The sequence below is a fragment of the Clostridium muellerianum genome (assembly GCF_012926525.1).
GTDB classification, from domain to species: domain Bacteria; phylum Bacillota; class Clostridia; order Clostridiales; family Clostridiaceae; genus Clostridium_AM; species Clostridium_AM muellerianum.
Map to the genome: position 1 here is coordinate 50,436 of NZ_JABBNI010000067.1, position 25,323 is coordinate 75,758.

The window sequence follows — 25,323 nt, forward strand, 5'->3', positions numbered from 1 at the left end:
ACCACTACCTCCTTTTAGCACCAGTAATATTTAAAAACTCAGAAAACGATAGTTTTTTATCTTTTTTACCATAATACTCTTGGTAAATAACTTTCATGGAATTAAAATAATTGTCTTCACCAATGTTATTATAAATCTTGTAGATTTCAAGTGGTGCCAAATGATACATTTTATCATCCTTTAAATTTAATGTAACGAAATACTTTGGAAGTATTGATAGTTTGTTCATGTATTCAGGATTTCTTTGATAAAAGTTTCGATTCAATTCATTTGCTCCTTTTTTCCACTCTTTCACCAATAAATTTTCTGCATAATCTTTTCCAAATTTGTTTTTCAAGAATAAATAAGTGCTAAAATCCGCAAAAGCTTCATTTGACCATTCACCGTGATTTTTATCTATTTCATTATTGCTATTTGCGTTAGATGCATCTATTCCACCACCCCACCATTGATGAGCAATTTCATGGGTCATCAAAGCAAAAGTATCAGAAGAAGAAGCTTGCGATAAATCCTTGTTGGATTTTTTATTTAAACAATCTTCGGAAATCCAAGAAACATTTCCCTCTTGAACTCCAGTTGAACCATGTACTCCTGATGTTACAACTACTTTAAGACTATCTTTACCTAGGGGCCCAAATTTTTCTGAAAAGAACGAGAATATATCAAGTGTATCACTTCCCCTAGCTTCAAATTCTTTTCTCGCAGATAATGGATAGAAGAATTCCACATTTGTACCCTGTGCTTTTCTTTCAAATATTCCATATGCTCCAGCTTTCAAAGATAAATCATCTAGTTTATGGCAAGAAAAACTCCAAGTAGTAAGACCATCCTTCTCAGAAATTTTACGATTTTTATCGCCTTCCGTTATGACTGTAAACTTTGAGTCTATTTTTATTGTCCCTTCAATAATCCTATCCTTTTGTTCAACACAAACAACAGGAGCAACGTAATTAGCATGCCCTAAACTTACATAATCTTTGTTAATTCCTTCAGAAAAGTCATTAGTTACATTTAAGACTTTCGGTGTACCTGAATACCTTATACTTAGTTTAGCTTTAGTGTTTTTAGGAATGCTTGTTTCAAAAACATTTCCACGTTTTGCGCTGCTCAAAACCTTGGGCGAAACCTTTGTGTAGTTTATGTTTACATTGTCTAACTTGATCTCATTAATGTGATAACCATCTGCTAATTCAAAATATATATTTTGAGGCTTATCAGTTCTATTTTGCAGTTCCTCAATATAAGCTCCAGCCGCACACTTTTTGTCTTTTTCTATCTTAAGATCTACAAGTATATTTGAAGTTCCTATGACACTATTGTTTACAGGCGTTTCTTTTTTACCATTAATCAACACTGTGGCCAGATCCGTAAGTGAAAATGATTTGAAAATTGGTTCATTTTGAAAAACAAAAAATGCTCCAAAAAGAGAAACTAAAAAGCAAATAGGTAACAATTTATATTTTCTGCAGTTTTTAAAGATAGATTTAAATAGTTCTTTTTCATAACATCTATTGCACAACATTCCGAACAAAAATATAGACATAGCTACTGATAATCCAAACAACCTATTCCAGAGCATTCCCAAAACGATATTTCCGCTTCCGAAATTTTCAGAAAGTCCACTAGCACCTGTCTGAACCCACATATATTGATAGTTGATATTTCCTGTTAAAAAACTAAAAAGCACCGCTAAAAGCATAATAATGCAGGTTATATTAACGTTCCTAAATATAAGATAAAATCCTGCGGTCATAAGAATTGTTAGTACAATGGAACCAAAAATTATTATGGAGTAACTGAGCAAGAAATAACTAAAATTGCTTAAACTACCCACATTAAATATATAGTGAGGAATCATAATTATCATGGAACCCACTGTTGAAATAACACCAGCACACATTAAACCTATAATTTTGGTTAAAATTATCTTTATAGAACTTGATATTGGTTCAATTATATAATTGACTCTAAACCTAAGTATTTTGTCAAATTCAAAAACTGTTAGTGCAGTAAACGCAAAAGCTACAATTACTGACCCTGTCTTTGCCGGAAAAAGTATGGTTTGAGATAAAAGAGTAAAGCTCTTTACTCCCAATAATGAGCTAATGCTTTGGGTAATGCAGGTTGAAAGTAGTGCAGCAATCAAAGGAAAAACTGACGTAAGCAAGATTATTATTTGAGTAAATCTTGACTTCAGAATTCGCTTTGCTTCATAGGCAAAAAATGTATTTCTCATTTAATGAACACCCCCATTGTGTATGACGTATGTGTACGCATCTTCAAGGGTAGGCTCTATAAGTGGAATAGAGCTTTCTATTTCTTTACCAATAACACGACAAGAGATACCATTACCCGTAAACAATTTAGATGTTATTATGTACTTATCTCCAATTCTTTTTTCTAAAGTCTCGTTATCTTTTTCCTCAATAAAACCAACACGTCCGTGTACAGCTTTTATTAAATCCGGTGAAGTTCCATCAAATAAAATCGTACCGTTATTAATGATTATAATTCTATTACAAATGGCTTGTATATCATCGATGATGTGAGTGGAAAGTAACACTATTTTATCATTTGCAGTCTGCGAAAATACATTCCTGAATTTAATTCTTTCTTCTGGATCAAGTCCAACTGTAGGTTCATCTAAAATGATAAGCTCAGGATTTCCAAGTAATACTTGTGCTATACCAACACGCTGCCTCTGACCACCTGAAAGAGTTTTAATTTTGAAATTTCTTTTTTCTTGTAAATTGGTCTGTTCAATAGCTTGTCTTATAATCCCTTTGACGTTGCTTTTAATTTCTTTTAATGCACACATGTAGTCTAAAAATTCATAAACTGTTAATTCGTCATATAAACCAAAGCTTTGAGGCAAATACCCAAGCTGCCTTCTCAGTTCTTTTTCATGTTTTTGGATTGGTTTACCATCAACAGTTATTTCGCCTTCTGTTGGTATTATCTTGGATACCAATAGTTTCATAAAGGTACTTTTTCCAGCACCATTAGGACCCAAAAGCCCTATAAAATTCGGGCTATTAACTTCTAAATTCAAATTGCTTAGTGCCTTTTTTCCTGTTTTGTATGTCATACTCACGTTTTTAATATTGATCTTCATAAATGCGTTACACTCCTTTTTTAGTATATTTTTACTAATTGTAAACTTAGACTTTTATATAATTATTCAATATACCAAGTCAATATCGATTTTGAATCAATTCATATTTTAAAAATTCCATTATGTGAGTCTCCTTTCTTATGGTTTACCTATATAATAGAACCTTCAACTTACATCTCTGTGACTTTCAGGTGAGAGATTCGTCACTTTGAGAAACGAATGAAAAATATTGCAACGCCTCCTGAGGGGTTAACAAAGATTTGATTGTATAATATTGTAATTTAAACAAAAAATAGTTATAATTATATGTAGTGTTATATTAGGGAAGGATGTACAAAAAAGTAAAATCTAAATTTATATGAAGTAATTTATTCACGTAAGGAGGGTTTAAAATGAGCAAAAAAAAAGTTATAGTTATTACTACACTTTTATTGGCTGCCGGAATAGGTTGTTTAAGTTTGACTTCAAAATTTAATGTAAAAAATGTGCAGGCTAATCAATCCAATCAAATTTCTCAAGATGCTTCATATAAGAAAATACATGGGGTAAAAGAACTTAAATCAAAATCAAATTTAATAGCAGAAGTTGAAGGAACTAATAAATACAAAATAATAGATGATAAAGGGATTAAATTTAGAGTAACTACTGTTAAAGTTCAAGAAGTTATTAAAGGTGATAAACAATTAAAAGAATTTAGTATAATACAAACTGAAGGATTAAGTACTGAAAAGCCTCCGCAAAATGGTGAAAAATTACTGATGTTCTTAAGGAAAAGTCTTAATATGGAAAATACCTATATACCGTTAGGGGGGAGCCAAGGAACTTATGATATAACAACAATTACTAATCCATCAAAATCGTCTACTAACAATATTGAAAGTATGAATAATACTCAAAATAAAGATGAAAATAAAAAATTAATTCCAAATGAAATGGTTAATGATGAAATTTTAAAGGATTTAAGTGGAAACTATTCAGATATAAAGAAGAACTTAGCACAGTAGTAAATGATAGATGTAATTGGTATCAAGCTCAGACCAATCCTCGTAACGACCCTTGGTGGTTGTTAACAATTTGTTTCGCTAATACACCATCCCAATTTTGAAAAAGAAAACGACGGTTTTGATTGTTATTTCAAAACCGCCGCAGGGCCACATTTGCGCCTCAAAACATTATCTGCTATAACTACAGCTTTTTTATTAACCTCAGGGTAGCATTTCTTTGTAATTTACATTACTTGTGTATAATGGATTCTGTATTTTAAATCAAATTATGTCATCACAAAGCACATTAAGAATAAATTTTTGTAACTACTATTCCCCACAACAGTACAATCGCTGCAAATATCCATTTATATTTGAACATAATAGCTATATATTCACGGATAAAGGCACTTGGCCAGTAATAAGCTGCTGTTCCACATCCAACTCCACTGGCCTTCATCTTCAGCTTTTTTGCATAGAGACTTGTTCTAAAAACATGATAATTATTCGTCACAAATATATAACGATGTTTCACACCATTCACATCCAGCATATCTCTGACATTTTTCAGATTTTCAAAGGTAGTCTTAGACTGTTCCTCAAGAATGATATCATTTTCCGGAAATCCAGTTTCTACAAGATAATTTTTCATTGCTGCTGCTTCCGATATCTTTTCATCATCGCCCTTGCCGCCTGATACCACAATCTTCGTATGCTTCTTGCATTTATGGTAAATATGGACTGCTTTATCAACTCTGCCTTTCAGCAGCGGAGATACTCTTTCTCCGCCTATCAGACCACATCCATGAACGATAATATAATCACAATTCAGTCGTTTCGGTAAACAGGTATAAATGAGCGAATAGATCAACAGTGCAGAAAAGGTAAAGGCGATATAAAACTCCAGAATCAACACCAGTGAGAATAGTGTCCTCATTACTGAAGAATCCTGAAAAAAATATATTCCAGCAATGGTTAATATACTTCCCATGATCATTGCTATTCCCGTCAATAAGGATAGAACATTTTGCAAATGCCGTCCCTCTTTTTTCATCATCTCCAAACCATTTACAATTAGGAAGATGGCAGTAACAAGAAAAGTTAATGGTATTAAAAGCAGCGTCAAAATCCCAAGAATCATTCCGCGTATTCCCGGTGCAGCGCCAAATCCAAGAAGAAAAATGCCAATTGTCATCATAAGCAGTAGTGCATTCCAGAAGCTTCTTGGTTCATATAGCATACTGATAATAAGGATGAGCATTAAAATACAGCCAGGCATCATTAAAGACATTCAGACCACCTCTTCTCAATATCATCTGTGTCCAAATCGCCCTTAAGAGGATTTGAACGCAGATGTTTTTGATTTTTTTGAATATGCCTTAAGTTAATATTAGTTTTGAATTAAGTCATGTCATCCCTAAGCGCGTCAATGATATTTTCTTTTTTTATTTTACGAGTAGCATACAGCATTGTAATGAACACGATAAAGAGTACACTGAACACACTAATTGCCATACTGCCCCAAGGGAATATAAAAGGGAAGTTATCCATCTTTTCTGCGGACACAAACCCTTTGTAAATCAGCCAAGAACATATTGCAGATATTGGAATTCCAAATAGTAACGTCCTCATGCCATAAAAGACACACTCGAAATTCATCATCTTTTGGAAATCACGTTCAGACATTCCCACTGAGCGGAGCATAGCAAGTTCTCGCTTGCGCAGCATGATATTGGTGGAAATGGTGTTGAACACATTGGCAACCGCAATCAGCGAAATCATGATGACAAAAACATAGGTGAAAACATCAATAACAAATGTTATACTGCGATATTGTTCAACAACAGTGTACACATTTTGCAGGTTATACGCAGAGGTAATTCCTGCGTCATGAATCATGGTTTCCATTTTAGATACCGATTGCGAAGGATTTTTTGACAGAAAGCTCAGTCCTATATCTGTATGGATATCCGGTGTTTCAAATTTCTCTTTGAGAGAATAGGGAGCCACCACCATAAAAACATATGCATTCTTATTGGAAGATTGCGTTGTTGTCTTAAGAGGGTCCACCGGGTATGTATCCACAAAGGTAATGTTTATGCTTTGACTCTGTTCCAGTTTAGGCTTATCATTTATTTTGGGAGCCACACTGAAAGTCATTGAACGACTGCCAAACATATCAAACAGTTCAGGGGGACCGTTTTTCTTCTCAACCGGTTTTTTGGCAACGGCAATCATTTTTCCATCATTACCAGTATATTCTTCTCGGGACAAGCCTAATTTTTTGATGAAACTTAGATATTCACTGTCTTCAATAAACTGGATGTCCATTGGAAGATTAACCGTTTGGTCCGGTGCAGCATAACCTGCGGATTTTCGATAACGGTCTGAAAAATCGCTTGCTTTGGTAGTACATGAATAGGATAAAATCGTTTGGTACGAGCTTTTGTAAACTCCCTCTGCGGTTTTTAGTTTGTTGTAAAGAGGGAACATTTCGCTGTCGTTCATGCCCTCAGTGGTAAAAACGATGTCATAATCAAAGTCCATTATGGATCGTTGTGCAAGTCGTTTCAGAGTTGTTCCAAAAGCATTTCCTGATACAAACAGCACCACACTTAAAACAAGAGATAGAACAATGCTGCGATAGCGTTTTTTGTTTCTCTTAAAATTCTTTAGCGCAAGAGTTCCTTCTAAACCGTAAATACGCTGTGCCAGTTTTGATGTTTTCACGGCTTTCGATTCGGTTTTGACCTCGCCCGTTTGGCGAATACTCTCCATTACAGGAGTGTTTGCGGCTTTCCTAGCTGGGATATAAGCTGAAATCAAAATGGTAACCAAACTCACCGCTGCTGCTGCAACAATTGCAGGGACAGACACCGACAAGGTTAAAGGTACGTTGCTTGAGATAATGTTTTCAAACTTCCTAGCAACAATAGGAATTATAAGTCCCATACTGCCTATGCCAACAATAATGCCAATGGGTATGCCCATTGTACCAATGCAAAGTCCTTCAAACAGCACCGAATTTCGCAGTTGCTTTGCTGTGGCACCCACTGACGAGAGAATTCCAAACTGATGTGTGCGCTCATTAAGCGATATGTTGAATGAATTATAAATCAGAAAAATGGAGCCTATCATTATTATAGCAAGTAAAATACCGCCAACTGTGTACAGAAGCACGTTGAACAGTTTATTGTCGGAAAGTCCCATGAATTGCAACACGCTATCGTTAAAAACGTAAGCTTGGCTCACCGATGTGCTGCTTGCGTAAGACTTAACTTTATGCGGATTTTTAAGTGTTACAAATATACTTAAGCTGTCTGCTTTATTTTGAGAATCTGCTTTGGTTATCAAGGTGTATCCTGGTGCGGAATGTTCCTCAAAACCGGGTCTTTCACAGATACCCACAACCCTGTAGGTTCTCTCTGCTTTTGGCACAAGAGTTTCTTTTCCAGAAATGTAAGGGGTGTGTTGACCGAGATTTTTATTGTTGTTCATGCGGTTTCCAACATCAAGTGAAAGCGTGTCTCCCACCTTGAATCTAACGCCGCCCTTTATGGCCACGTGGCTTGGGATAAGAACTTCCTCACTGTTTTTAGGCAATCTGCCTGAAACCAGAGTTAAGGGTAAGGTATCAAAGGCGTCCTTGCTAAATCCGGCTATAAAAAGATAAGGTTTTTCGGGACTTTTCCCACCTTCAAGTTTTGCGTAGCCGATATTTTCAAATGCTGCTGTGTTTTTAACGTCTTTGTCCTGGGTTCGTTTCTGTGCGAAGGAGGAATTAACATCCAAAAACTCCACGTGCCAATCGCCGTGTTTCACAATAGAACCCTTTACCAGAAAATTTAATAGGGAAGTACCAAAGGTAGCCACTGCCGTAATCATGGCAGCAGACAGAACAACTCCGATAATTGTTACAAGTGTTCGTGTGCGGCTTTTTTTCATGCTTTGTAATGTAACTTTGTTGAAAATGTTCATGGTCTCACCCTTTCGTCTCGCACTACTTTACCGTCTGATATACCGATAATGCGGTCCGCTTGTAGGGCGATATTTTCGTCATGGGTGACCACGATAAGTGTCTGTCTATATTTTTGATTGCTTAATTTCAGCAAATTGATAATTTCATGTCCATTTCGGCTGTCCAAACTGCCTGTAGGTTCGTCCGCAAGCATTACTGCTGGGGCATTCATCAAAGCACGTCCTATGGAAACACGCTGTTGCTGACCGCCTGAAAGCTGATTTGGTAAATGGGTTTTTCGGTGTTGTAAGCCAAGCAGTTCTAGCAATTCATTCAGCCTCGTCTTATTGACTTTACGCTTGTCCATAAGTATAGGCAAGGTGATGTTTTCCACTACATTCAGCGTGGGAATGATGTTGTGAAACTGGTAAATTAGTCCTACCTGCCTCCTGCGAAAGATGGCGAGTTTTTCATTGCTTTGGGCATATACATCCTGCCCGTCCAAATATACCTTTCCGCCTGTAGGTACGTCCACTCCACCTATGCTGTGAAGTAATGTGGATTTGCCAGAGCCGGAGGAACCAATGATTGCGGTAAATTCCCCCTTTTCGATTGTAAGCGAAACATGGTCAAGGGCAGTAACTTGGTTTTCGCCCTTGCCATAGACCTTACATAAATTTTCAACTTTTAAAAATTCCATTATGTGAATCTCCTTTCTTGTGGTTTACCTATATAATAGAACCTTAAACTTACATCTGTGTGACTTTTAAGTGAGAGATTCGTCACTTTGGAAAACGCATTGAAAATATGGCGCCTCCTTGGGGATGATTTTTGGCAGTAATCATCCCTCCTTGACGTGTTATAATCATTTTGCAGAGAGCCAATCCAATGCCGTATCCTGTAGCACCTGAGTTTTTTCCACGATAGAACCTGTCAAACAGGCAGGGTAAATCTTCTTTTTCAAAGCCTGCGCCGCTGTCGTGAATAGTAATTTCGGTAAACAGTGGGGTGGACCTGCAGACAATGTCAATCTTTCCGTTATCGCCTGCGCTTTCCATGCAATTTTTTATGATATTTTGAATTGCTTCCGAAAGCCAACCTGAATCCCCTTGAATAATTACTTCTTTTGGCACATTTGTTTGAAAAGTAATATTGTGCAGTTCCATTGGTATCAAAAACCGTCGAAGCGCTGAGCATATCAAGTTATTTACATCTGTCTGCTCGGTTTTAAATACCACAATGCCTGCGTCTATTCGAGATAATTTCAAGAGAGAAGTAAGCAGCCAATCCATCTGTACAAACAATTCCTTTGTTTCCCATATCAATGATTTCCGTTCATTTTCGTCAGGGTTATTTTCTAACAATGACAGAATAAGGTTAACGGATGTGAGAGGGGTGCGGAGTTGGTGTGCTATGTCAGCCATGGAATCAGCAAGATGCTCTTTTTCTTTTTTTAATGCGTCGTTTTGCTCTCGAATACGCAGGGTCATTTTTGTTATTTCGCTTTGCAGAATGGAAAGTTCGCCCTCGTCCGATTCAGCAATATACAGATGGTCAGCATTATGAAGTACAACATCAATTTGATCTGAAATCTGCGCAATGCTGTTATATCGGGTTTTAGTAAAAATAAAAAACGCTATTCCAAAGGCTGCAGCAGAAATAGTGGCAAGGATTCCAGCAGACATATTGATTGCAAATCCCAGTATTATAGTGATAGCAGCTATTAAGGAGAACAAAATTGCAAACTTACAAAACTCTTTATTCCGAAGCATACTCATCCCCCAATCTATAGCCTGTACCACGAACGGTTAGAATGATTTGTGGGCTTGCTGGGTTATTTTCTATCTTCTCCCTCAGGCGTTTAATGTACACGGTTAATGTATTGTCATTGACAAACTCACCTGCAGCGTCCCACAATTCGTCAAGCAGCCTAGCCCTGGTGATAATACTTTTGGGGTTGTTAATAAACACCAACAACAAGCGGTATTCTAAGGCTGAAAGAAAAATCTCGCTACCGTCTTTTTTCACAACACCACTTGCCATATCCACATGAAGTCCACAGATTTCAGAAGCCGATGGAGAACATCCACTTTTTCTTAAGGAGGTTCTGATTCGTGCGATAAGTTCACGGGGACGAAAAGGCTTGGTGACATAGTCGTCTGCGCCCATGTTAAGTCCGGTAACAACACTGGATTCATCGCCGGAAGCCGTTAGAAAGATAACGGGAACATCTTGCGTTTCTTTGATTTCTGTGCAAACCGTAAAGCCATTTCCGTCAGGCAAAGAAATATCTATAAGCGCCAAGTCAAATTTATTTTGGGCAAGTGCGGCAAGGGCTTCACTTCGCGTAGGGGCGTGGGTAACTGTAAATCCTTCCGAGCGGAGCAAAAGTATAAGGTTTTTAGCAATTGCCTTATCGTCTTCAACTAAAAATATACGTTTCATTTATTTTCACCATCCTTTATTTTACTGCTTTTATATCGTCCGTCAGATGGTTTTTTAGCGTCAATAGGAACAAGCCATGTATTTCCAATTTTTTCAGCTCCCTTAATTCGACCGCTAGAGCAATGGTACACTACCATTCTGTCTGTGATTCCCCAATTTTTCGCTGTTTCTTTTGTCGTTATGTAATCCACGCATAACACCTCCATAGCTCTATTGTATTTCTTTTGACGGAAATATACAAGTTGGGGAATGAAACAAAAAAACGGGAGCGTGGTAAGGAGTTCACGCTTTAGCATAGACTAAAGATGTTAGACAGCGTTAAAGATCAGTAACAGGCTCAGCCAGGTGTTCGTAAGGCTCTAAAGGGTTGTTAAGAATTTGTTTTGCTATCTGATTCTAATTATTATCAAAAAAGTACTAAGAGAATAGTTTCATAGTACTTTTTTGATATTGCTGATGTTTATTTAGTTAAAGAGGCAAAGCAAGAAAGGTTTTCTTCTGATGTGTTTTCCATGCCAAAAAGTTCAGTGCCTGAACAATATATTATATTTCCAACTGTTATCTTTTCTGCTTTACTATTTATATTTACAATTCCACTTCCAGAAATCACGTGAATTGTAAGTCCACTTTCCCCATGAGTATGAGGAGGAATTTTTTGCCCAGGTTTAAGATTTAACATAAACAAAAGAGCCTTTTCTTCATTTATCATATCTTTTTTTACAAATCTATCGTCAGAGTATATTTGGTAGTCTGATATTTTAGCTAATTGCATAATGGTAACTCCTTTCACATTTAAAATGAATTTCTAACAATATTATTTTATTAAAAGTATATATTTATACAATACATACTAAAGTTTAAGATTAGTTTACCAAACATATCAAGAATGATATAATAACATTGTTTTAAAAATAGAACATAGAAAGTAATAAATTAATATAGGTTAGGACATTGAAATGAATAATACATATAAATTGTTTATAATTGAAGATGATAAAGATATGTGTGAAGCGTTAAGTAATCTTCTAAACAAATGGGAATTTGAAGTAACTGTATGTAAAGATTTTGAAAAAGTAATAGAGAATTTTTTAGAATACAAACCTGATGTTGTTCTTATGGATATCAATCTTCCAGTATGTGATGGATTTTATTGGTGTAAAAAGATAAGACAAATATCTAAAACGCCAATTATATTTGTGTCTTCAAGGGACAGCGATATGGATATAGTAATGGCAATTAATAATGGTGGAGATGATTTTATACAAAAACCTTTTAACTCAGAAGTGTTAATTGCTAAATTGCAAGCTGTTATAAGAAGGGCCTATGAGTATAAAAATGAAGAAACAAAAGTGCTGAAATGTAATGACTTATTATTAAATTTAGATAACTCAACTCTTATATACAATGGAAATTCCTTAGAGCTTACTAAAAATGAAATGCTGCTTTTAAAAACTCTTATGGAGAATAAGGGGAAAGGGGTTTCTAGGAGTAAGCTTATGAAAAAGCTTTGGGATGACGATATATATGTTAATGAAAATACTCTTACTGTTAACATTAATAGACTAAGAAATAGGTTGGAGCAGGTTGGAATAAAAGATTTAATATTAACACAAAAAGGCATTGGATATATAATATTGTGATACTAAGCCAGCTATTTAGATAAACAGAGTTCTTGGCATCAGATGGAGGTTAAATGTATAAATGACATTTAACCTCCGTTTGATGCTTAGAAATCGTTATCCAGGGACGTAGCCGCTCTTTACTCTCATTTGGAAAAATGGGAATATTAGAGAGGATAGTCATGGGATAGAAATTCTAGATAGTTGGCTTTTTCTTAAAGGAGAGAAAAGCATAGATGAAGATGGTGGATTATATTAAGATCAATAAAATATGGCTAATAAGCTACTCAATAATTTTTATAATAATTAATTGTATATTATACAGCAGTACTACTATAAATAGTAGCTTCAAGGATATTATATACATGGACATACTTATTATATTAACAATAGTTATAGCTTTTGTTTATGGTTTTATAATAGAGAGAAAGAAATATAGTAATATTCTAAAGCACAATGAGAAATTAGATAATAAAATAAAAGATTTTCATTTAAATGTATTTTCAAATATGTTGGAAAAACAAAAACTGGAACATTTAAAGACGGAAGAAAGCTTAAAAAATAATATAAATGATTTTGAAGATTACATTACAAAATGGGTTCATGATATTAAAATAAACATCGCTGTTGTTTATCTATTATTAGAAAACTTGGCTGAACATGAATCAAAAAAGATAATATCTGAAATGAAACAAATGGAGTTTAGTGTAAATCAAGTGTTGTATGTCACAAGGGCAAATAATTATAATTTGGACATAAAAAGTGAACAAACAGTTGTAAAGGATGAAATTAGAAAGGCAATAAGGGAAAATGCAGAGTTTTTTATGAATAAAAATATTGAAATAACAGTGGAGGTTGAAGAATTTAAAATAATAAGTGATAGAAAATGGATTCAATATATTATTTCTCAAATTATTAATAACAGCAGCAAGTACACTAATGAAAATGGACAATTACATATCTTTAGTAAAGAGGACAGCAAAGCTTATTATCTACACATTAAAGATAATGGCATTGGGATTCCTAAAGAAGATATAAATAGAATTTTTAATAAAGGTTTTACTGGAAAGAATGGAAGGATTACAACTAAATCTACTGGTATTGGATTATATTATGCAAAAAAGATGTGTAATAATTTAAATATAGATTTAAAGGTAGAAAGCGAAGAGGGGCAATATGCTGAGTTTATTTTAAGTTTTTATAAGCTGGCAGATTACTTCAATGTTACATCCATGTCACAATAGAAACTAATTTGTAACCTAAATAGATGGAAGAAGGCTTCAGTACAAATTATACTATAAATATGAGGTGATAACAGATGAAAAAAATTATAGAGGTATCAGGGTTAACTAAGAATTATGGAAGATTAACCAATAAACATAAGGTATTAAAAGAAATAGATATAGAAATTAATGAAGGAGAATTTATTAGTATAATGGGACCCTCAGGATCGGGAAAGACTACTTTTTTAAATATTATGTCTACCATAGATAAGGGAACTTCGGGAAAAGTTATAATTGATGGTAGGGATATAAACAATTTAAAAGAAGAGGAATTAGCTGAATTTAGAAGAGATATAATTGGTTTTGTTTTTCAAGATTTTAATTTGTTAGATAGTATGACAATAAGAGATAATATAGCACTGCCACTTACACTAAATAACGAAAGGTTAGAGATAATACTAGAAAGAACTGATAAACTTACAAAGCTTTTAGGTATAGAAAAACATTTAGATAAATATCCTTATGAGCTTTCAGGAGGGCAAAAGCAGAGGGCAGCAATTTGCAGAGCATTAATTACATCTCCAAAGGTGGTTTTTGCAGATGAGCCAACGGGAGCTTTAGATTCTAAAGCATCTGTAGAGGTTCTTGAGTGCTTTGCAAATATAAATAAAATTTATAATACTACAATTATAATGGTAACTCATGATGCTAGAGCTGCAAGTTATGCAGATAGAGTAGTGTTTTTGAAGGATGGGAGCATAAGTGGTGAGTTACAAAGTAGTGGGAAAAGAAGTGATATGTTTAGAAGAATTCTTAATATGACAGCAATAATGGGAGGGGAAAGTGATGAACTGCTTTAAACTTTCCTATAAACTTTTTAAAGATAATATAAAGATATACAAGCTTTATTTGCTTATTACTATCATATCAGTTGCAGCTTTTTATAACTTTTTAGCAATAAAAAATAATGAGGCATTTATGTCAATAAGTGAAAGATTTCAGGCAGCAAGCACAGCCAGTATTTCCTGTGGATTTATTTTAGTATGTACAGTAATATATTTTATATTTAATGCAGACAAGTTTTTTATGTTAAATAGGCAGAAAGAAACTGCATTGTATATGTCAATGGGAATTACTCAATCAAAAATCAGTAAAGTATTTGCTATAGAAAGCTTGTTTATTGGAGGCTTATCGATATCCAGCGGTCTTGCATTTGGAATAATATTATCTAAATTATTTTTTATGCTTTTAACAAAATCAATTCATTTAAATGTAGAAATACCATTGGAAATATCATTAAATTCTATCTTTACAGTAATCTTAGTATTTTCCTGTATTTTTGGCGCAGTAGCTTATAAAAAATATAGAATAATTAAAAAAAGTAAGCTAATAGATATGATCAATGCTGTAAAGGTAAAAGAGGAGATCCCAAAATTAAGATATTTTAAAGGGATTTTAGGGGTAATATTAATTTTAGCTGGATATGTAGCTGCCATAATGATTAAAAAATGGGAGATAGATTTAATGCTTTCCTCTATGGCAGCTTTGTTATGTGTTTCAGTTGGAACTTACTTTTTATTTGGAAGTTTTATGTCTGTTGTTTTTGACAAGGTAATCAAAAATAAAAAATTAGTATATAAAAATGCTAGATTAATAAGTATTTCTAATGTGTATTTTAGACTTAAGGATAATTATAGAAATCTGGCAATGACAGCAATTTTATGTGCAGCAGCAATAACAGCCTTTGGGTTAAGTCTATCCTTCAAGGAAGTTGCACAAAGAGAGGCTATAAAGGAAGCACCATACAATTTTTGTTATGAAACTTATGATGAAAAGTCAAAGAAGAAAGCAGCAGAAATAGTTAAAGGAGCTAAAATAAATGAAAATAAGTTTATTTTAGGAAAAGTTACTTATAAAAATTATCCTAAAAAAATAGATTACAATCATGAAGCCATAATAATAAACTGTTCAACCTTAAAAAAGAACTTAGAATTTTTAAATTATAAAGTAAAAGATAATATTGAACCTTATGGAAAAGAAGCTATTTTTATATCAAGTGCAACAACTTTAGCATCTCCCTTTAACCTTGTAAAAAAAGAAGTAGAAATAAATAATAAGGATTATTTTATAAAAGTGCAAAAGGATATTCCTTTTATTGGAATTGTAGATCGATTAGCATATAAAAATATATATGTATTAGAAGATAGTGAATATGAAAAGATAAAGGAAGGTTTTAAGGAGAGAACATTAAATTGTGTTCAAATAAGTAAGGAGAATAATTCAAATCAATTAATATTTAATATAAGACAAGCATTGTCTCAAGGAAAGATATATCCTAATACTAATGAGCATACATGGGATTATTATGCAATGGAAATATTTCATTTTCTTGGAGCGGTAATGTCTATAATATTTATACTGTCAACCTTTAGTGCAATATATTTTAAAATATTAAAGGATGCATTTATGGATAGGGAGCAGTACATAACTTTGAAGAAAATAGGTATGAGTAAAAAGAATGTAAAGAAATCTGTGTATGTGCAGATGGCAATATCCTTTGTTTTGCCAGGAAGTATAGCCATATTACACAGCATAGTTGCCATGAAGATGTTAGAACAAATAATGAATTTTTCTTTTAATCTTCAATTAATTATTTCTTTAGGGATATATTTTGGAGCAATGATTTTATTCTACATTTTCATAAGTAACAGTTATGTAAATATGGTATATGAGGAAGGTGAAAATAATGTTTAGGAAAATAAGAAAGATATTAAGAGGAGTTCTTGCTGTCCTATTAACATTGTTAATAGTTATGTGCATAGTAGGTCAGGTGCGAAAGTATACAGAAAAGGGTGATGTTAAACCTTTAGGCACAGTGGTTGCGGTTAATGGTAAAAGGATGCATGTATATTCTGAGGGACAGGGAAAGAAAACCATTGTTTTAATGCCTGGTTTAGGAAGTACTGCGCCTTCAATTGATTTTAAGCCTTTAATTAATGAATTAAAAAAAGATTTTAAAGTAGTTGTTGTGGAGCCTTTTGGTTATGGTTTTAGCGATGAAACTTCCAAAGAAAGAAGTGCAGAAAATATTGCTTTTGAAACTAGGACGGCCTTGAAGAAAGCAAACATTGAGGGACCATACATACTTATGCCTCACTCTATATCAGGAATATATGCTGAGTATTATGCAGCAGCTTATCCAAAAGAAGTGGAAGCAATAGTTATGTTAGATACAACATTAGTTAAAGCAAGCTTGGAAGAATCAAATAAAGTTGATTTATCTGTTGGAAAAAAGCAATTTATTTTAACAGCTGTAGAAAACTTTTTAGGTATTGATAGGCTATACTACAAAAGCATTTATAAAGATGAAAAATGTTTTTCTGAAAGTGATAAAAAGGATTTAGTTAAAATGGGGGTTCAAAATCCCTTTAACAAAACTATGGAGAATGAATTTAGTATGGTATTAAAGAATTGTGAAGCTGTGAATAAAACTAAAATGCCAAAGGATTTGCCAATACTTAAGTTTATTTCAATTAAGTCTATGAAGGATATAAATAATGATAAATATAAGAATATAATAAATAAAAATATAGATGAGTTTAAGGAGTATTCTAATTTTAGTTATTGTGCTTTAGAAGGAGGACATTACATTTACTATACAAAATCAAAGGATATTGGGAAAAAAACTAGAGAGTTTTTAAGTAAACATTCCAATTAAATGATGTTGCTTTTAGTTGGAGGAGTGGATTTTTAGAAAGCTAAACCAAGTTTTTGCAACGCCTCAAAAGGGTTGTTAACAATTTATTAATAACACCTTGGGGAAGTCGTGAAGCTTAGATTGAACTTGCTAATATGATGAGTATGTTTGTGAAATAAATAATTCATAAAGTTAAAAATAGTGAAATAATTATTGCTATATAAAAACATTAAAAAAAAGTGTTGACAAAAAACTAGAATACGTAATATAATGATTTACAAGTTACAAAGTAAATTCGCTGAAGAGAAAAGTACTTTTTAATAAGTCTCAATTTTGATGTTTAAGCGAGCAGGGTTGGTGGAAGCCTGTGAGAAAGTTAAAAAGGAAGAGAGTCTTGGAGAAGTTTGTGAAAAAGATATAATGTTGTAATTATTGTATCATAAGCAAAACGTTAACTGCGTTAAAGTTTTGAGTGGACTTGGCATAATGCCTTGTCAATCAGAGTGGTACCACGGATATATTCCCGTCTCTATATTAGAGACGGGATTTTTATAATTAAATAGGTAAGATACATAAAGTAAATTCACTGAAAAGAAGAGTACTTTTTAATAGGCCTCAATATTCATATTTAAGCGAGCAGGGTAGGTGGAAGCCTGTGAGGGAGTTAAAAAGGAAGAGAGTCTTGGAGAAGTTTGCGAAAAAGATATAATTACTATATCAGAAGCAAGACGTTAACTGCGTTAAAGTTTTGAGTGGACTTGGCATAATGCCCTGTCAACAAGAGTGGTACCGCGGATATAATCCCGTCTCTATATATTAGAGACGGGTTTTTTGTAATTAAAATAAGGTATTTGGGTTACAAAAAAATATTTAAATAAAAGAATGTGTCTATAGTATTAAATGTTATAGAAGATTTTATGGAAATACCACTATAGTTACTGATGTAAAATATTGTATTTAATTGTAAAATTTAACTTTAGCTCTAGTAGTAAATTTGTATAAATTAAAAGTAAGAAATTAGGAGGAAATTAATTATGAAAAATAAAGTAGTATTAGCATATTCTGGAGGACTAGACACATCGATAATAATTCCATGGCTTAAGGAAAACTATGATTTGGATGTTATTGCAGCATGCATAAACGTTGGTCAGGGTGATGATATGAAGGAAGTTGAAGCAAAGGCTATAAGAACTGGAGCTTCAAAGGTATATATTGTAGATGCAATAGAAGAATTTGTAACTGATTATTTATTTAAGGGTATAAAAGCAGGAGCTTTATATGAAGAAAAATATATGCTTGGAACTTCTTTTGCAAGACCTTTAATGGCAAAAAAATTAGTCGAAATAGCACATGCTGAAGAAGCAAAATATATAGCACACGGATGTACAGGAAAAGGAAATGATCAGGTTCGTTTTGAAATTGGTATAGCAGCTTTTGATCCTACAATAAAAGTAATAGCACCATGGAGAATATGGGATATAAAATCAAGAGAAGATGCAATAGATTATGCTAATTCTAAAGATGTAGAAGTGCCAGTAACTAAGGAAAAAATATATTCAAGAGACAAAAACCTATGGCATTTAAGTCATGAAGGTGGAGAATTAGAAGATCCTAAAAATGAGCATAATCAAGAAATGTATCTTATGACAATTCCACCAGAAAAGGCAAAAGATGAAGTTACTTATATAGAATTATATTTTGAACAGGGAATAGCTAAGAAATTAAATGGAAAAGATGTAGCTCCAGTTGAATTATTAGAAACATTAAACAAAATAGGTGGGGAAAATGGAATAGGAATAGTTGATATAGTAGAGAATCGATTAGTAGGAATGAAATCAAGAGGAATATACGAAACTCCAGGCGGAACAATTCTTTATTCAGCACATAAAGAACTTGAAAGACTAACTCTTGATAAAAATACATTCCATTACAAGCAACTAGTTTCACAAAAGTATGGTGAATTAGTATATGATGGATTATGGTTTACTCCTTTAAAACAGGCTTTAGATGCTTTTGTAGATGTAACACAGAAAAATGTAACTGGCTTAGTGAAATTAAAGTTATATAAAGGCAATATGATGGTAGCAGGGGTAGATGCACCATATGCACTTTATGATGAAAGTATATCTTCCTTTGGTGCAAGTGAATTATATAGTCATAAGGATGCAGAAGGTTTTATAAACTTATTTGGACTTCCAAGCAAAATACAATCTATGACTAACAAGAAGAAGGAAAATTAATTATGAAGCTTTGGGGTGGAAGATTTAAAAAAGCTGAAAATAAACTAATGGAAGACTTTAATAGTTCACTAAGTTTTGATAGAACACTTTATTATGAAGATATTCAAGGAAGTAAAGCACATGTTAAAATGCTCACTAAGTGTGGCATTTTAACAGAGGAAGAATGTGAAAGCATAAAAAAAGGATTAGATTCCATACTTTCAGATATAGAAAATGATGTACTTCAAATAGAAGGCGATTATGAAGATATTCACAGTTTTGTAGAGACAAATTTAATAGAAAGAATAGGTCAAGTGGGCAAAAAGCTTCATACTTCAAGAAGCAGAAATGATCAAGTGGCTGTGGATTTAAGACTTTATGCAAAGAAAAAGGCTTTTGAGGTTATAGAAAACATAGATGCTCTTAGGATTGTAATAGTAAAGCTTGGAGAAGAAAATGTTTGCTTAATGCCAGGTTATACACATCTTCAAAGAGCCCAGGTAATAACCTTTAAACATCATATTATGGCTTACTATAACATGTTATCTAGAGATAAAAAGAGGGTTCAAAATGCTATAGAAATTATGGATGAAAGTCCTCTTGGATGCTGTGCTTTAGCTGGAACTACATATAATATAGATAGAAGCTTTACAGCTAAAGAACTAGGTTTTAAAAAGCCAGTGGATAATTTCTTAGATGGAGTAAGTGATAGGGACTATGTTATAGAACTTTTATCCTGTTTTTCTATAATGATGATGCACTTAAGTCGTTTAAGTGAAGAACTAATTTTATGGAGTAGCAAAGAGTTTGACTTTATTTTGATAGATGATGAGTTTTCAACAGGAAGCAGTATAATGCCTCAAAAGAAAAACCCAGATGCTGCAGAACTTATAAGAGGTAAAACAGGAAGAGTTTACGGATCGCTTATGGCACTGCTTACCACTATGAAGGGTATTCCTCTTGCTTATAATAAGGATATGCAAGAAGATAAAGAACAGTTTTTTAACTCTTTAGATACAGTATTAAGTTGTTTGAAAATAATGAGTGGAATGCTCTCCTCATTAAAAATTAAAAAAGAAAATACTCTAAAGGCAGTAAAAAAAGGCTTTTTAAATGCTACAGAAGCAGCAGATTATCTTGTAAACAAGGGTATGGCTTTTAGAGATGCTCATAAAATAATAGGAGAAATAGTACTTTACTGCGAGGAAAAAGATAAACCTATAGAAGATATTTCTTTGGAAGAATTAAAAACTTTTACGGAGATATTTGAAAAAGATGTTTATGAGTTTATAGATTATGAAAATACTTTAAGTAGGGGAATAAAAAAAGAATTGAAATAATTAATTTTGTGGATTTCACCTACCATGATTCGTATCCACCAAATAAGAACTATAATATTGATACAATAGAAAGCTCTTGATCTCAAGAGCTTTTGTTGTTTTTGGAAAGAGAGATTTTTCAGGAGCAACCACAAATTTAAATATAAGCTTATTACAAAAATTTTAATATAAAAAACATATATCTGCTTTAAAGTATTGATATATGTTTTTTATATTTTGCTTTGACTTTTGAAAACCTTATTCTTTCAAAGAACAGTATTGATTTAATAGTAGAAAGTTTTATTGATGCTTTACATTATTAGGTTAATAATTAAGTTAGTATTTTTGTACTGTGAAAATTGAGCAATAAATTTTTATCGTTTAAACCTATTTGATTTTAAAAATGCAGATGTTGCCTGTAATACCCCCCATAGACATAGTAATTTAATAGTTAAATTATATAAACTATATATTGGTGAGGTGCGCATTAATATTATGATAATTAGTACTAATAATAAATTTACGGCTAAAATAATGTAAGTTGTCTTATATTGCTTTTTTATTATAACTTTATATGAATCGCAAATATTGAAAATTATAATAAAAAAGCAAGAAATATTTAATATCAGTAATTCATTCATTTAACACTATTCCTCCAGAATTGCTAGTTATACTCTACTTATTGTGCAAGTGTGTAGTGAAATATTAAAATATTTTAACAAATTTTACTTAATATTATATTTTATTTATATTATATGCTTAAAAATATAATATTTATAAACACATATTTTTGATATATAATATAATAAACAAAATAAAAATATAAAGTTAAATTGAGGAAAAATATGAACTTGAAAAAAGATATAAATAATGTGCATGATAAAAGCTATAAAGATTTGTATAATGGTAACTCAGAATGGGATGTGTCAACAAGATTTAGAGATATTGTTGAAAATGGAGAATTATTTGGTGATAATATAATAGACTTTGAATATAACTTATTTGATATAAATAATAAATATTCTAAGGAAGAATTAATAAAAAACAAAAGTATTACATCTGCAATTTTTTTACTTGACCAAAAGGTAGAACCAAGAGAGTTTTTGGACAGAATAAAAACCATAGCACTATTTTTTGATAGTTTAAATGAAAAAGAACTTCAAGTATTAAAACATTGGATAGAAAATTCAGTAGAAGATAGACTTGCAAAAGAAGCAGTAAAAATATTAAGTTCCAGTAAAGAGGAGGTAGAGAGTATGGTAGCAAGCAATGCCTTTATAATTACGGAGATGGAAAAACATGCACAGGAAAATGGAATAAAAGAAGGAATAAAGGAAGGGGAAAAGAAAAAAGCTATTGAAATGGCAAGAGAAATGCTAAAGGATAATGAACCAATAGAAAAAATTAAAAAATATACAAAACTTTCAGATGAAGAAATAGAAGAAATCAAGTGATTCTTAGGTTCAGATGGAATTTTATTGTTGACATCACAAAGGGATTAGGCGCTTATAAAGAAATGTAAAATATAAACACCTTAAAATAAAAGATTCCATCAAGCTGAAGATGATATTTACCTTAGAGCAGTAGTTAATTCTACTGCTTTTTATATGTTCACCAAGAGCAATAGAATCTTAAAAAAGCAAGGAATTGTGTTATAGCAGATTCGCTATGTCCATAAGTTCCTTGGGGATGTTGTGGGGCTATGGTTGAATTTTCTAATAGAGGTTTCACTCAAAAGTTTTAAAAGCCGCAAATTTATCTGTTTCAATAAATATTGATTATATAGGAATAAAAATGATATAATTGGTTTCGGCAACAAAACTATCCTTTTGGATAGTTTTGTGTTGTAAGTGAGTTCAATTATATTCAAGAATGGGATTACTGTTTTTGTATAAGAAATTATTAAATTTGTAATACATAAAGAAAAAATCTAAAAAACAGTGTAAAAACTTTGCACTGACGGATTAATTAGAGGAGGACACGTTATGAAAATTTCAAAGAAAGATGCATTGGCATGGTTTGAATTTTTTTCAATATTACCAGAAGATGAGGAAATTATGATAAAGCAACAAGAAATCATTTATGCTACCTTTGCACAAATTGAGGCAGCTATAGATCATAGAAATGATATGTTAATGTCAGAAATTAAAAACTTAAAAAACTTGGAGAATAGAACTTTTTTTGTTGGAAATGAAAGCAAATTCTCTAAAGGATGCCGTTCTTGTTTGACAGGAACTGGTTTGAGTGCAATAAGAAAAACTAATAAATGTAATATAGAGTGTAAGTTCTGTTATAATTATGGAGAACTAGAAAGTATTCCTCCAATTGGCGAAGGTATGTGGGAAATTGGAGGTACAAAATTTTATGAGAAGGATATTGATCTACTTCTTTCTATACATAAGAAGCCTACTGGCATTTCCTACGTTTATTTAGAGCCATTCATGGAAATTGAAAAATACTATTCGGTTATAAAGAAATTTAGTGATGCTGAAATTTATCAACATTTATATACAAATGGTACTTTAGCTACGGAAGAAACATTGAAAGCATTAGGTGAAGCTGGGCTTGATGAAATACGTTTCAACCTGGGTGCATCTAATTGTTCAGATAAGGTTATTGAAAATATTAAAATAGCGAAAAAATATATTAAAAATGTAGGTATTGAAACTCCAATGACTCCTGAGTTTTTTGAAGCGTTTTTTAAGAAAAAACAAGCAATTTTAGATACAAAACTTGATTTTATAAATTGCGCAGAATTACATTTAAATGAGAATAACATAGACAATTATTATGGAGAAAACATGTATATTGCAAGACAGGGCTATGTATCTCCAATATGGAGCAGGGAATTAACTTTTAAATTTATGAAGGTAGCTGCTGAAGAAAACTGGGATTTAGTAGTTCATGATTGCTCAAATCACACAAAGTTTGCCAGAGATTTGAATTTAAGTAGCAAAGAGGGTAAGTGGTTCGGATCAAGTAGTTATGCTTGCGAGTTTTCTAAGATACCATATGAAGCATTTTTACCAATACTACGTGATGACAATTTCAAATTTTTAAGTGAAGAAGAATTGCCTGATGGTTATAAACCAGGAGAGTTAATTTTTTAGAGTGTATTGACAATTAAAATATGGATTCCCATTTTGTAGTATTAAATTAATTTATGTTAACGATCATTGGGGGGCTGATAGTAAGTTTTGACAGAACTTTCTTTTGTAAAACCCATCTGAGCCAATAGTAAAAGGCTAAACTTAAAACACCTATCAATATGCAATTAAGACTTCTTAATTTGCATATTGATAGGTGTTTTAAGTTTATTAGCCACTACATATAGTATAAACAGAAGATTATATTTTTTTAATCTTAAGCTTTGAACTCATAAGATAAGAAAGAAGTACTACTAAAATAATTGATAGAAACATGAAAATATCATTACTGGGTGCAGCCAATGAAAAAAGTGCAATAGCAGAGCCGGAAGCTGTTATAGGAATTCCAGTAAATTTTTCAGGTAATTCGCTTAAATTATACTTGGCTAATTTGTAACAGCCCTTCATAATATACATTAATAAAAGGCAAGTTCCTAATATTTCTACATATTTAAGATTGAGAAAATAGTACTTTATAAATATTAGAAGAGCTGGTGCAACTCCAAAAGAAACCAAATCTGCTAAAGAATCTAGTTCTTTTTCAAAGTTAGTAGCTGGATATGAAAATTTAGTAATTCTAACATTATATACGTCTATGAAAGCTGAAATAATTATTAAAACAGCAGCAAAAATGTAATTTTGATTAAAAGTCTGCATTATGGACATAACTCCTAATGATAAATTAGTAAGTGAAAGTAAATTAGGTATAGATATTTTTAACATGTAATCACTCCTTTAGTTAACTTTGTATGACTCTTGAGAGTCTTTATTATATGAAAGTTTATTTATAAGTTTATCCTTGTATAGCACACCTAGAATAAAGGATATTAAAGCCAGCAAGGATACTATTATCGTTGATGTATAGTTTCTATAATGAAGGTTGGCACCAATGCTTACAGATGCTAAAAGCCATGGAAATCTGCTAACAAGTAAGATTCCAAAAAACTTTAGAGGTTTTATAGGAGTCAACCCTGCAACGTATATCAAAAAATCTTTTGGCAATCCAGGGACTAAGAAAACAATGAATAAAATTATGGAGAATTTTTTGCTGTCCATAATATCTTTTATCCATTGAGAGTTCTTTTCATTCAATAGCTTTTCTACAAAAGACCCACCTAACATTCTAGTAAAATAAAAGGCTATAATAGCTCCAAGCAGCATACCCACCATTGAATAGATTAGACCTATGGGTACTCCATAAATATATCCACCAGCAATTTGAATTATTTCTCCAGGAATTGGAGCAATCACTGTTTGAAGTACTTGAAATGCAATGAATACAATAGAACCTGAATTCTTTAAAGAAACTATATAACTTCTGAATTTATCAGGTGACATAGTCAATTCAAGGATGGTGGGTAAATATTTTACCAATATTATAGCTGTAAAAACACCTAATAAAACCAGTAATGTTTTACAAACTAAATTTTTTTTGGATTTATTCATAATCATTTTATCCTTTCCTGTATATTGTATTATTTAACATTTTATTAGAAACATCTTAAGATTTGGATATAATAAATCTTAAAAATTCTTAAGTCGTTTAAATAGTATAGATTTTAAATCTATTGCAATATATACTAATAATGAAATGGAGGG

Annotated in this window: 21 protein-coding genes and 2 other annotated features; of the genes, 10 read left to right on the forward strand and 11 right to left on the reverse strand. The window is 32.2% G+C overall.

The genetic code is table 11. From position 1 onward, the window contains the following. Positions 1–4: 4 nt before the first annotated feature. Together HBE96_RS25130 and HBE96_RS25135 are read right to left on the reverse strand one after the other, a co-directional pair. Positions 5–2,236 (reverse strand): hypothetical protein, encoded by a 2,232-nt coding sequence (locus HBE96_RS25130; protein WP_169300453.1) that lies wholly within the window; start codon positions 2,234–2,236, stop codon positions 5–7. Continuing rightward, positions 2,237–3,115, reverse strand: a complete 879-nt coding sequence (locus tag HBE96_RS25135; RefSeq protein WP_169300454.1) for an ATP-binding cassette domain-containing protein — start codon at positions 3,113–3,115, stop codon at positions 2,237–2,239. It abuts the gene before it with no gap. Positions 3,116–3,507: 392 nt separating this feature from the next. Between HBE96_RS25135 and HBE96_RS25140 the strand changes: the two genes are divergently transcribed. Next, positions 3,508–4,119: a hypothetical protein gene (locus HBE96_RS25140; protein WP_169300455.1), complete on the forward strand. Its 612-nt coding sequence runs from the start codon at positions 3,508–3,510 to the stop codon at positions 4,117–4,119. Between the two features lie 286 nt (positions 4,120–4,405). Here HBE96_RS25140 and HBE96_RS25145 read toward each other — a convergent pair whose 3' ends face one another. The 7 genes from HBE96_RS25145 to HBE96_RS25175 all read right to left on the reverse strand — a co-directional run bounded on the left by HBE96_RS25145 (position 4,406) and on the right by HBE96_RS25175 (position 11,273). Then, positions 4,406–5,389: a YdcF family protein gene (locus HBE96_RS25145; protein WP_169300456.1), complete on the reverse strand. Its 984-nt coding sequence runs from the start codon at positions 5,387–5,389 to the stop codon at positions 4,406–4,408. Between the two features lie 110 nt (positions 5,390–5,499). Then, a complete protein-coding gene (locus tag HBE96_RS25150; protein WP_169300457.1) occupies positions 5,500–8,076 on the reverse strand; it encodes an ABC transporter permease in 2,577 nt (858 codons plus the stop codon). After that, positions 8,073–8,756 carry an ABC transporter ATP-binding protein gene (locus HBE96_RS25155; RefSeq protein ID WP_169300458.1) on the reverse strand — a complete coding sequence of 228 codons (684 nt, stop codon included), beginning with the start codon at positions 8,754–8,756 and terminating at the stop codon, positions 8,073–8,075. The genes HBE96_RS25150 and HBE96_RS25155 overlap by 4 nt, the downstream gene beginning before the upstream one ends. 82 nt (positions 8,757–8,838) lie before the next feature. Then, positions 8,839–9,828, reverse strand: coding sequence for a sensor histidine kinase (locus HBE96_RS25160; protein ID WP_169300459.1), 990 nt, complete (start codon positions 9,826–9,828; stop codon positions 8,839–8,841). Further along, entirely contained in the window at positions 9,815–10,501 is a 687-nt protein-coding gene (locus HBE96_RS25165; RefSeq protein ID WP_169300460.1) for a response regulator transcription factor, read from the reverse strand. The genes HBE96_RS25160 and HBE96_RS25165 overlap by 14 nt, the downstream gene beginning before the upstream one ends. Beyond that, the gene (locus HBE96_RS25170) at positions 10,498–10,692 is read right to left on the reverse strand and encodes a DNA-binding protein (RefSeq protein WP_169300461.1); all 195 of its coding nucleotides are present in this window, start codon (positions 10,690–10,692) and stop codon (positions 10,498–10,500) included. Before HBE96_RS25170 ends, HBE96_RS25165 begins: the two co-directional genes overlap by 4 nt. Before the next feature lie 269 nt (positions 10,693–10,961). Next, positions 10,962–11,273 carry a cupin domain-containing protein gene (locus HBE96_RS25175; protein ID WP_169300462.1) on the reverse strand — a complete coding sequence of 104 codons (312 nt, stop codon included), beginning with the start codon at positions 11,271–11,273 and terminating at the stop codon, positions 10,962–10,964. Positions 11,274–11,457: 184 nt separating this feature from the next. On the opposite strand from HBE96_RS25175, the gene HBE96_RS25180 reads away from it, so the two are divergent. From HBE96_RS25180 to HBE96_RS25220, 9 genes are all read left to right on the forward strand, one after another. Continuing rightward, the gene (locus tag HBE96_RS25180; RefSeq protein WP_169300463.1) at positions 11,458–12,141 is read left to right on the forward strand and encodes a response regulator transcription factor; all 684 of its coding nucleotides are present in this window, start codon (positions 11,458–11,460) and stop codon (positions 12,139–12,141) included. A 215-nt stretch (positions 12,142–12,356) separates the two neighbouring features. Beyond that, the gene (locus HBE96_RS25185; protein WP_169300464.1) at positions 12,357–13,364 is read left to right on the forward strand and encodes a sensor histidine kinase; all 1,008 of its coding nucleotides are present in this window, start codon (positions 12,357–12,359) and stop codon (positions 13,362–13,364) included. Between the two features lie 74 nt (positions 13,365–13,438). Continuing rightward, positions 13,439–14,203: an ABC transporter ATP-binding protein gene (locus HBE96_RS25190; RefSeq protein ID WP_169300465.1), complete on the forward strand. Its 765-nt coding sequence runs from the start codon at positions 13,439–13,441 to the stop codon at positions 14,201–14,203. After that, positions 14,190–16,097 carry an ABC transporter permease gene (locus HBE96_RS25195; RefSeq protein ID WP_169300466.1) on the forward strand — a complete coding sequence of 636 codons (1,908 nt, stop codon included), beginning with the start codon at positions 14,190–14,192 and terminating at the stop codon, positions 16,095–16,097. The genes HBE96_RS25190 and HBE96_RS25195 overlap by 14 nt, the downstream gene beginning before the upstream one ends. Then, positions 16,090–17,061 (forward strand): alpha/beta fold hydrolase, encoded by a 972-nt coding sequence (locus tag HBE96_RS25200; RefSeq protein ID WP_169300467.1) that lies wholly within the window; start codon positions 16,090–16,092, stop codon positions 17,059–17,061. The genes HBE96_RS25195 and HBE96_RS25200 overlap by 8 nt, the downstream gene beginning before the upstream one ends. A 268-nt stretch (positions 17,062–17,329) precedes the next feature. After that, positions 17,330–17,574, forward strand: a binding site (T-box leader). Between the two features lie 43 nt (positions 17,575–17,617). Continuing rightward, positions 17,618–17,854, forward strand: a binding site (T-box leader). Positions 17,855–18,074: 220 nt separating this feature from the next. Then, positions 18,075–19,280: an argininosuccinate synthase gene (locus tag HBE96_RS25205; protein WP_169300468.1), complete on the forward strand. Its 1,206-nt coding sequence runs from the start codon at positions 18,075–18,077 to the stop codon at positions 19,278–19,280. Between the two features lie 2 nt (positions 19,281–19,282). Then, on the forward strand, positions 19,283–20,599 hold the full coding sequence (argH, locus tag HBE96_RS25210) for an argininosuccinate lyase (protein WP_169300469.1): 1,317 nt from the start codon (positions 19,283–19,285) through the stop codon (positions 20,597–20,599). Between the two features lie 824 nt (positions 20,600–21,423). Continuing rightward, positions 21,424–22,032, forward strand: a complete 609-nt coding sequence (locus tag HBE96_RS25215) for an Rpn family recombination-promoting nuclease/putative transposase (RefSeq protein WP_169300470.1) — start codon at positions 21,424–21,426, stop codon at positions 22,030–22,032. A gap of 531 nt (positions 22,033–22,563) precedes the next feature. Next, positions 22,564–23,688 carry a radical SAM protein gene (locus tag HBE96_RS25220; protein ID WP_169300471.1) on the forward strand — a complete coding sequence of 375 codons (1,125 nt, stop codon included), beginning with the start codon at positions 22,564–22,566 and terminating at the stop codon, positions 23,686–23,688. A gap of 237 nt (positions 23,689–23,925) precedes the next feature. Here the strand turns inward: HBE96_RS25220 and HBE96_RS25225 are convergent, their stop codons facing one another. Continuing rightward, positions 23,926–24,447 carry a CDP-alcohol phosphatidyltransferase family protein gene (locus HBE96_RS25225; RefSeq protein ID WP_169300472.1) on the reverse strand — a complete coding sequence of 174 codons (522 nt, stop codon included), beginning with the start codon at positions 24,445–24,447 and terminating at the stop codon, positions 23,926–23,928. Between the two features lie 12 nt (positions 24,448–24,459). Continuing rightward, complete coding sequence (locus HBE96_RS25230) at positions 24,460–25,170, reverse strand: TVP38/TMEM64 family protein (protein WP_169300473.1); 711 nt, start codon at positions 25,168–25,170, stop codon at positions 24,460–24,462. Positions 25,171–25,323 lie beyond the last annotated feature (153 nt).

Bases quoted from the DNA above. Each gene is read 5' to 3' on its own strand.
- HBE96_RS25205 (WP_169300468.1), top strand. From the start codon at position 18,075: ATGAAAAATAAAGTAGTATTAGCATATTCTGGAGGACTAGACACATCG.
- HBE96_RS25215 (WP_169300470.1), top strand. From the start codon at position 21,424: ATGAACTTGAAAAAAGATATAAATAATGTGCATGATAAAAGCTATAAA.
- HBE96_RS25135 (WP_169300454.1), bottom strand. From the start codon at position 3,115: ATGAAGATCAATATTAAAAACGTGAGTATGACATACAAAACAGGAAAA.
- HBE96_RS25225 (WP_169300472.1), bottom strand. From the start codon at position 24,447: ATGTTAAAAATATCTATACCTAATTTACTTTCACTTACTAATTTATCA.
- HBE96_RS25165 (WP_169300460.1), bottom strand. From the start codon at position 10,501: ATGAAACGTATATTTTTAGTTGAAGACGATAAGGCAATTGCTAAAAAC.
- HBE96_RS25220 (WP_169300471.1), top strand. From the start codon at position 22,564: ATGAAAATTTCAAAGAAAGATGCATTGGCATGGTTTGAATTTTTTTCA.
- HBE96_RS25195 (WP_169300466.1), top strand. From the start codon at position 14,190: ATGAACTGCTTTAAACTTTCCTATAAACTTTTTAAAGATAATATAAAG.
- HBE96_RS25155 (WP_169300458.1), bottom strand. From the start codon at position 8,756: ATGGAATTTTTAAAAGTTGAAAATTTATGTAAGGTCTATGGCAAGGGC.
- argH (WP_169300469.1), top strand. From the start codon at position 19,283: ATGAAGCTTTGGGGTGGAAGATTTAAAAAAGCTGAAAATAAACTAATG.
- HBE96_RS25160 (WP_169300459.1), bottom strand. From the start codon at position 9,828: ATGCTTCGGAATAAAGAGTTTTGTAAGTTTGCAATTTTGTTCTCCTTA.
- HBE96_RS25130 (WP_169300453.1), bottom strand. From the start codon at position 2,236: ATGAGAAATACATTTTTTGCCTATGAAGCAAAGCGAATTCTGAAGTCA.
- HBE96_RS25185 (WP_169300464.1), top strand. From the start codon at position 12,357: ATGAAGATGGTGGATTATATTAAGATCAATAAAATATGGCTAATAAGC.
- HBE96_RS25150 (WP_169300457.1), bottom strand. From the start codon at position 8,076: ATGAACATTTTCAACAAAGTTACATTACAAAGCATGAAAAAAAGCCGC.
- HBE96_RS25190 (WP_169300465.1), top strand. From the start codon at position 13,439: ATGAAAAAAATTATAGAGGTATCAGGGTTAACTAAGAATTATGGAAGA.
- HBE96_RS25230 (WP_169300473.1), bottom strand. From the start codon at position 25,170: ATGAATAAATCCAAAAAAAATTTAGTTTGTAAAACATTACTGGTTTTA.
- HBE96_RS25175 (WP_169300462.1), bottom strand. From the start codon at position 11,273: ATGCAATTAGCTAAAATATCAGACTACCAAATATACTCTGACGATAGA.
- HBE96_RS25140 (WP_169300455.1), top strand. From the start codon at position 3,508: ATGAGCAAAAAAAAAGTTATAGTTATTACTACACTTTTATTGGCTGCC.
- HBE96_RS25180 (WP_169300463.1), top strand. From the start codon at position 11,458: ATGAATAATACATATAAATTGTTTATAATTGAAGATGATAAAGATATG.
- HBE96_RS25200 (WP_169300467.1), top strand. From the start codon at position 16,090: ATGTTTAGGAAAATAAGAAAGATATTAAGAGGAGTTCTTGCTGTCCTA.
- HBE96_RS25145 (WP_169300456.1), bottom strand. From the start codon at position 5,389: ATGTCTTTAATGATGCCTGGCTGTATTTTAATGCTCATCCTTATTATC.